This is a genomic window from Myxococcota bacterium (assembly GCA_035498015.1).
Taxonomy (GTDB): domain Bacteria; phylum Myxococcota_A; class UBA9160; order SZUA-336; family SZUA-336; genus VGRW01.
This window is the reverse complement of the sequence record DATKAO010000095.1, coordinates 1-6,361: the sequence shown is the minus strand read 5'-3', so window position 1 is coordinate 6,361 and position 6,361 is coordinate 1. Positions and strand designations below refer to the sequence as shown.

5 protein-coding genes and 2 rRNA genes are annotated in these 6,361 nt (G+C 70.0%); 2 read left to right on the top strand and 5 right to left on the bottom strand.

Annotated elements, in window-relative coordinates; genetic code table 11:
- Together VMR86_08165 and VMR86_08160 are read right to left on the bottom strand one after the other, a co-directional pair.
- A partial coding sequence (locus VMR86_08165; GenBank protein ID HTO07021.1) for a hydroxyacid dehydrogenase occupies positions 1 to 759 on the bottom strand: 759 nt, incomplete at its 3' end.
- A gap of 2 nt (positions 760 to 761) precedes the next feature.
- Positions 762 to 1,919: an alanine--glyoxylate aminotransferase family protein gene (locus VMR86_08160; protein ID HTO07020.1), complete on the bottom strand. Its 1,158-nt coding sequence runs from the start codon at positions 1,917 to 1,919 to the stop codon at positions 762 to 764.
- A gap of 203 nt (positions 1,920 to 2,122) precedes the next feature.
- Between VMR86_08160 and aroA the strand changes: the two genes are divergently transcribed.
- The gene (gene aroA / locus VMR86_08155) at positions 2,123 to 3,382 is read left to right on the top strand and encodes a 3-phosphoshikimate 1-carboxyvinyltransferase (protein HTO07019.1); all 1,260 of its coding nucleotides are present in this window, start codon (positions 2,123 to 2,125) and stop codon (positions 3,380 to 3,382) included.
- A 3-nt stretch (positions 3,383 to 3,385) separates the two neighbouring features.
- Here aroA and VMR86_08150 read toward each other — a convergent pair whose 3' ends face one another.
- Complete coding sequence (locus VMR86_08150) at positions 3,386 to 5,497, bottom strand: hypothetical protein (GenBank protein ID HTO07018.1); 2,112 nt, start codon at positions 5,495 to 5,497, stop codon at positions 3,386 to 3,388.
- 170 nt (positions 5,498 to 5,667) lie between these two features.
- Between VMR86_08150 and VMR86_08145 the strand changes: the two genes are divergently transcribed.
- Complete coding sequence (locus tag VMR86_08145; protein ID HTO07017.1) at positions 5,668 to 5,817, top strand: hypothetical protein; 150 nt, start codon at positions 5,668 to 5,670, stop codon at positions 5,815 to 5,817.
- A 57-nt stretch (positions 5,818 to 5,874) separates the two neighbouring features.
- On the opposite strand, the gene rrf is transcribed toward VMR86_08145, so the two are convergent.
- Both rrf and VMR86_08135 read right to left on the bottom strand, forming a co-directional pair.
- Positions 5,875 to 5,991: ribosomal RNA gene (gene rrf, locus VMR86_08140) — 5S ribosomal RNA — on the bottom strand.
- A gap of 117 nt (positions 5,992 to 6,108) precedes the next feature.
- Positions 6,109 to 6,361, bottom strand: a 23S ribosomal RNA gene (locus VMR86_08135); the annotation flags it as partial.

The following is a 6,361-nucleotide window of genomic DNA, read 5'->3' as shown; positions in this document are numbered from 1 at the left end:
GCCTGCGACCTTCTTGGACTGGATCGCCTCGAGCAGCGCCGCCTCGTCGACGATGCCGCCGCGCGCCGCGTTCACCAGCAGCACGCCCTTCTTCATCTTGGCGAAGGCCTCGCGGCCGATCATGCCGCGCGTGCCCTCGGTCAGCGGCACGTGGATCGAGATCACGTCGGCCTGGCGCAGGAGCTCGTCGAGTGACACGAGGTCGACGCCGAGTCTCTGGGCGCGCTCCTCGGACACGATCGGGTCGAACGCGATCACGCGCATGCGCAGCCCGCGCCCGCGGTCTGCGACGATCGAGCCGATGTTGCCGAGCCCCACCACGCCGAGCACCTGCTCGAACAGCTCCTTGCCGTTGAAGCGGTTCTTCTCCCACTTGCCGGCGCGCATGCTGGCCGTGGCCTGCGGGATCTGGCGCGCGAGCGAGGTCATGAGCGAGATCGCGTGCTCGGCGGTCGTGATGGTGTTGCCCTCGGGCGTGTTCATCACGATGATGCCGCGCGCCGTGGCCGCGCCCAGGTCGACGTTGTCGACGCCGATGCCGGCGCGCCCGATCACGCGCAGCTTCTTGCCGGCCTCGATCACGTCGGCAGTCACTTTGGTGCCGCTGCGGATGATGAGCCCCTCGTACTCGGGCAGGAGCTTCTTCAGCTCGTCGGGCGCGAGGCCGGGCTTGTGGTCGGCAGTGAGTCCCGGCGCGGCGGCCGCGAGAATGGCGAGGCCCTCGTCGGAGAGCTTGTCGGAGATCAGCACGCGTGCCATGACTACGCCTTCTTGAGCCCGGCTTTGCGCAAGAGCTCCGTCGCCACGCGCGTGCCCTCGCCCGTCTTCACGGGCTGACCCATGTCGGCGAGCGTCATCTCGACCGCCGCGACCGCGCTGATCATGTCGAAGCCGTCGACGTCACCCATGTGGCCGATGCGGAAGATCTTGCCTTCCAGGTGACCCTGACCGCCCATGAACGTGACGTTGTAGACGTCCTGCAGGTGTTTCACGAACTTCTTGCCGTCGACGCCCTTGGGCACGTAGACCGCCGTGCAGGCGAAGGACGGCGAGTCGGGCGCGACCAGCTCGAGCCCCAGCGCCTTCATCGCGGCGCGGGTCGCGGTGGCCAGCGCCTCGTGGCGCGCGAACACCTCGTGCAGGCCCTCGTCGAGAATCATGCGCAGGGCTTCCTGCAGGCCCACCACGAGCGAGACCGGCGCGGTCCAGGCCGTCTGATCGTCGACCTGGGCCTTCAGCTCCTTGCGCAGGTCGAAGTAGTATCTCGTGCACTTGGCGGCCTTCACCGCGGCGCGGCCGCGCTCGGAGAGCGCGATGAACGCCAGACCCGGCGGCAAGAGCCACGACTTCTGGCTGCCCGACACCACCACGTCGAGACCCCAGGCGTCCATCGGCAGGTCGTGCACGCCCACGCCGGAGATGCCGTCGACCACGATCAGCCGCTCGGGCTTCTCGTGAGTCACCTCGGCGAGCTCGCGGATCGGGTGGTAGACCGCGGTCGACGTCTCACTCGCCTGGACGAACAGCGCCTTGGCTTCGGGGCAGCGCTGGAACGCCTCGCGCACGGCGGCCGGCTCGACCGCGCGGCCCCACTCCACGTCGACGTTCTCGCACTGGATGCCGTTGGCGGCGCAGATCTCCGTCCAGCGCTCGCCGAACTTGCCGCCGCGCACCACGACCGCCTTGTCACCGGGCGAGAGTGTGTTGATCACCGCCGCCTCCATCGCGCCGGTTCCGGTCGCCGCGAGGATCAGCACGTCACTCTCGGTCTGGAAGACCTTCTTCAGGTTCGCGCGCACCTCTTTGAACACGGGGATGAACGCGGGCGCGCGGTGGTGGAGCAGCGTGCGCGCCATGGCGTGCAGCACGCGTTCCGGCACGGCGACGGGACCCGGAGTCAGTAGGCGGTACTTGGGCATTCGATTCTCCTCGGCGCACACGACGGACGAACGGGTTGGGGGCGGAGCATGGGTCGGGTGCCCATGCGAGCCACGGGACGGACAAACGGCGGGGAAGATTATCCGGGCCCTCCCCTTCGGTCAACGCGGTTCGAGGGGCGGTGAGGAAGGCTTTTGCCTTCCATTTCAGCGGGTTAGCGCCTGTGCTACGGTTCGCGGCCGGAATGGGGGAACTGGCCGTCGCGCGGATCCGAGCGCCCGATGCCACGGTGCGCGTGCCAGGCTCGAAGAGCCTGACCAACCGGGCGTTCGTGTGCTGCGCGCTCGCCGAGGGTCCGAGCCGGCTCGTGGGCTGGCTCGAGAGCGACGACACCGAGGCCATGACCGACGGCCTGGCGCGGCTGGGCGTGCGGGTCGAGAAGTCGGGCGCCGACGCGATCGTGCACGGCACGGGCGGTCACTTCGCGATCCCCCTGCACCCGATCGACTGCCGCGCCTCGGGCACGACCATGCGCTTCCTCAGCGCCTGCGCGGCGCTGGTCGAGGGCCGCGTGGTGCTCGACGGCGTGCCGCGCATGCGCGAGCGGCCGATCCAGGACCTGGCCGACGCGCTGTCGGCGCTGGGCGTGCAGGTGCGCACCGTGGCGGGCTGCCCGCCGGTCACCGTGCAGGGCGGGCGGCTCTCGGGCGGACGCGTGGCGATCGACGCCTCGAAGTCGAGTCAGTTCCTGTCCGCGCTGCTCCTGGTGGCGCCGCTCGCGGCGGGCGAGGTCGAGATCACCGCCGCGCAGATCACCTCGCGGCCGTACGTGGACCTGACGCTCGAGATCATGAGCTCGTTCGGGATCTCGGTCGAGACGCGCGGCGACACCTTCCGCGTGCCCGGCAACCAGCGCTACCGGCCGCGCACCTACCACGTGGAGCCCGACGCCTCGGCCGCCACCTACTTCTTCGCGGCCGCGGCAGTCACCGGCGGGCGCGTGCGTGTGGAGGGCCTCTCGGCGGCCTCGCTGCAGGCCGACGTGCGCTTCGTGGAGGTGCTCGAGCGCATGGGCTGCACCGTGGAGCGCGGGCCGCGCTGGATCGCGGTGCGCGGGCCGCGCTACCTGCACGGCATCGACGTGGACCTGAACGCCCTGCCCGACAGCGCGCTCACGCTGGCGGTGGTGGCGCTGTTCGCGCGCGGACGCACGGCGATCCGCAACGTGCCGAACCTGCGGCTGAAAGAAACCGACCGCATGGCGGCGCTGCAGACCGAGCTGCAGAAGCTGGGCGCGCGCGTCGAGACCACGGCCACGGACCTTGTGATCGAGCCGCCGGGCCAAGTGACTCCCGGCCGGATCGCCACCTACCAGGACCACCGCATGGCGATGAGCTTCGCCGTCGCCGGCCTGGCGGTGGACGGGATCGTGATCGAAGACCCGGAGTGCGTCGGCAAGACGTTCCCCGGCTTCTTCGACGAGCTGGCGCGCCTGTCGGCCTAGCCGCTAGTCGGTGACCGGCGTCGGCGCCTTCTGCTCGTCGGGGACGGTCGGCGCGCCGGGCGGTGCCTCGGGCATCGGCTCGTTGAACATCGGCGCCATCGGCGCGTCCTCGGGAGTCACCTCGCCGCCGGGCATGGGCGCGGCGGGTGTCGCGGCCGGGGTCCCGGGCGCGGCCGCGGCCGGGGCTTCGGTCGCGGGCTGCGCCGCAGCGGGCTCCGCCATGGGCGCCGGAGCGGCCGGGGCAGCCGCAGCAGGCGGCGCGCCAGGCAGCACGCCTTCCAGCGCCGCCACGTCCTTCACCTGGTAGGGCCCGATGTCGACCACCTCGAGCGAGCGGGCGCCGGCTACGAACACGTAGCGGCCGGAGATGCCCATCGAGTGGTCGCCGCGCACCTGGATCGAGTCACTCACGCGCTTGCCGTCGTTGCTGGCGATCTGCAGGCCGCGGTCGCCGAGCAGGTAGGCGTGGTCGCCGTCGGAGACCAGGTCGGTCAGGTGGCCGACCTTGTCGGCGGTGAGCGCGCCCAGTGACTCGGGGTGCGCCGGGTTGGCGAGCGAGATCTCGACCGCGCCCTCCTTGCCGAACACCATGAACGACTTGCCGGCGAGCCGGCCCGACTTCGCGCTGAAGTTCTCGGGGAACGCCACCGCGCCGCCGGTCAGGTGGCGCAGCAGGTGCTTGGGCGTGGTGACCTCGGCGCGCGTCGGGCGCGCCAGGTAGATGAAGGGCTTGCGCACCTCGAGCGCCACGAACTGGCCCTCGAGCAGGCGATGCGAGGTGAGTCGCTCGCTCGTGAGTCGCACGGCGAACACGCCCTTGCTGCCCGCGAGCAGCGCGGTGTCGCCCCAGACGTCGGCGGCCACCACGTTGCCGACCTCGGCGGTCTCCCAGCGGCCCTTCGAGATCGGCTTTTCGGCCGTGCGCTCGATCAGCTCGGCGCCGTCGGTCCCGAAGATCAGCACGTGGTGCTCGTCGATGATGCGGATGCCGCTCCAGTTCGAGAGGTCGTCCTCGCGGCGGAAGCGGTCGATCACCTGCGGGTCGAGCGGTGACGACACGTCGACCAGGTCGAAGCCGCCGCGGTTGAACAGGATCGCGACGCGGTCGCCGCGCATGTCCATCGCGCGCACGTCCTCGAAGTAGTCGAGCTTCTGGACCTTGGCCTCGGTGCTGGCCCACATGGCGATCGGCACGAAGAACTGGTTCCAGAACGGGTAGCGCGAGTTGCCGAACACCGTTTTGTCGCGGGCGTAGCTGCCCTTCATGATGTGCTCGGCGGGCGCTTCGAAGGTGCGGTCCCAGACCGGGTCCTTCGTGGAGCTCTTGTGGTACAGGCGCACGCGGCAGCGCGCGAGGACGGTCGAGCCGCCGAACGTGCCCGACGCGCTCGACTCCTCGTAGTCGAGCCGCAGCCAGCCGTCCATCTCGGGCGTCGGCTCGGCGCCGGTCGGGATGAAGGTGACGTCGACGCCGTGCTCGCGGTACTCGCGCGCCACCACGGCCACGAAGCCGCGGCGCACGCGCTGCGGCTGGGCGGTGTTGGGAGACACTTCGACGCGGATCCCCAGGTGGGTGATCGCGGTCTCGCGCTTGAACGCCACCAGATCGAGGCTGCGCTGGGCGTCGGTCGCGAAGTCACTCTCCGGATACTGGCGCATGAACTCGCGCATCGTGGCCACGCTCGGATGGGTCGCGAGCATCTCCACGTAGGCCAGGTCGCCCTTGGCGCGCGCGGCCAGGGCGCCGTCGGGGTAGGCCGTGAGGAAGGTGCGGTAGGCGGCGGGCGTGTTTTCGTTGCGCGCCTTCGCGAAGTACAGCGGCTCCATGGCCGTGCGGAGCTCCGGCAGGAGGGCGCTCTGCGGGTACTTCTCGATGAACTGCTCGTGGGACTGGATGGTCTGGTGGGCGAGCACGCGCAGCGAATCGATCCGCTCCTGCGCCTCGGCCGCGTGGGCCCCGTGCGGGTTGTCGCGCACGTAGCGGCTGTAGGCCGCCACGGTGTTCTGCTCTCGCGCGGTCTCCCAGCTCGAGCCCCAGGTCGCACAGGCCGCCGTCCACGCCGCGAGCGCGACGGTCCCGAGGACCCGACCGATGCCTGACGTCGTGGTGCGCACACCGACCTCCTGCCCCGGGGAGTTCGCCGGGGTTCTTCTGGGCTGTGTTCGGAGCGGTGTCCGGCGGACTTGAGGCGCGCGCTCACGCCGGGGCGCGACCTTTTCCGCTCAAGTCGCGACGGAGTTGCCCGATCCAGATATCGGGCGACGGGAACGCCCAGGAGGGGAACGTGGGGACGGCACTCTGGATCGCGGGCATCGGCGTCGTGTCACTGGTGTCGCTCGTGGCAAGCGGGGCGCGCCGCCGCCGGCGGAGCTCGATTCGCGGCATGCTGCGCGGCTCCGGGCCGTGCGCGGTGCGCCGGGCCTCCGCTTCGTGAAGTGCCCGAAATGCGACGGCCCCGGAGCATTGCTGCTCGCGGGGCCGTGCATTGTGAACCCACCGTCGCGCTACTCTCCCACCGAGTAAGCTCGGCAGTACCATCGCCGAAGCGGGGCTTAACTTCCGAGTTCGGGATGGGATCGGGTGTGGCCCCCGCTCTATGGACGGCGGGAAAAATCGAGTCCCCCGAGGGCCAACCTGATGTGACTCAGAGTGACCCCCGGGGGCTGAACGTTCTTATGTTCCGTGCTAGCCATCGCTAAGCTAAGCACAAGGCAAAACTGACGGTTAGGTCAAGCCTCACGACCGATTAGTACTGGTCAGCTCCGCGCCTTACAGCGCTTCCACACCCAGCCTATCAACCTCCTGGTCTTGGAGGGGTCTTCAGCAGACCGAAGTCTGAGGGAGATCTCGTCTCGAGGTGGGCTTCCCGCTTAGATGCCTTCAGCGGTTATCCCGTCCGCAGATGGCTACCCGGCTGTGCCGTTGGCACGACAACCGGTGCACCAGAGCTGCGTCCATCCCGGTCCTCTCGTACTAGG

Excerpts from the sequence above, each read along its gene's own strand:
- aroA (HTO07019.1), top strand. The coding sequence starts at position 2,123 with ATGGGGGAACTGGCCGTCGCGCGGATCCGAGCGCCCGATGCCACGGTG.
- VMR86_08160 (HTO07020.1), bottom strand. The coding sequence starts at position 1,919 with ATGCCCAAGTACCGCCTACTGACTCCGGGTCCCGTCGCCGTGCCGGAA.